Raw genomic sequence first — 848 nt, 5'->3', positions numbered from 1 at the left:
GCCAGAGCCACTAGCAAGAGCAACTATCTCCCGGCCTCTTATTTCACCAATCACCATGGCAACATTCAGTTATGTCCTCGCCGTCCTGTTTCTCTCTGGCACTCTCATCGCTTCTGCAGCTGCTCTCTGCCAGCAGCAGGGCGAAGCGGTGCTAGACACCAGTGGCAACCGGGTCCGACTGGGCCCCAACTACAAAATCGAATACACCAATGCCGACGGCCGTAAAGGTGTGCTAGGACTCCTGCGCAACGATCAAAGCCAATGCGAGAAGTATGTCGGACCTACCAACCGCCGGGAGGGCCGGGAGGTGACCTTTGCTTCGGGTAGTGGCAACTTTGAGGAAAACACCATGAAGGAAGGTGACCGCTATGTGTTCAGCTCCATTGCAACGTGGAACCACCCATGCAAGCTGCCCAGCATCTGGACCACCGGCAAGACCAGCAATGACGTCAATTTCACGCCCATCATCGCAGGGCAGGATCAGGAAAGCAACAAACTGCGATTCAGTTTGTTCCAGGTGACCAAGGCCAAAGAACAAGAAGGAGACTACAAGTTGTCGGTGTGTTCTTACAAACAGAACGAAGAACAGGCCTCCTGCACCGAACTAGGTACACACGATCTAAACGGCCAGGTTGTTCTGGGCAAGAATGGGGACTCGTTCACCGTCAGGTTTGTCAAGCACGAACAACTTGCCATGAGACCTACTATCTACTAACCGTCAAACTACGACGTGAAGTCAAGGATGGGTATATGCATGCAACCTGTGTACACCCAAGCGGGTGCTAAATAAAACTTCCTTTCTAGCCATGCACATTGCGCAGACCCCATCCTGCTATGTAGCTCGTGAT

General features: G+C 52.7%; 1 protein-coding gene. It reads left to right on the top strand.

Going from position 1 to position 848, the window contains the following annotated elements; translation table 11 throughout:
• The coding region (locus tag J4G33_RS16845; RefSeq protein ID WP_208057164.1) for a Kunitz family serine protease inhibitor at positions 1 to 715 on the top strand (715 nt) is incomplete at its 5' end.
• Positions 716 to 848 lie beyond the last annotated feature (133 nt).

Origin of the sequence: Actinotalea soli (assembly GCF_017565425.1) — a bacterium.
Taxonomy (GTDB): Bacteria; Actinomycetota; Actinomycetes; order Actinomycetales; family Cellulomonadaceae; genus Actinotalea; species Actinotalea soli.
This window is presented reverse-complemented; position numbering and strand designations above follow the sequence as displayed.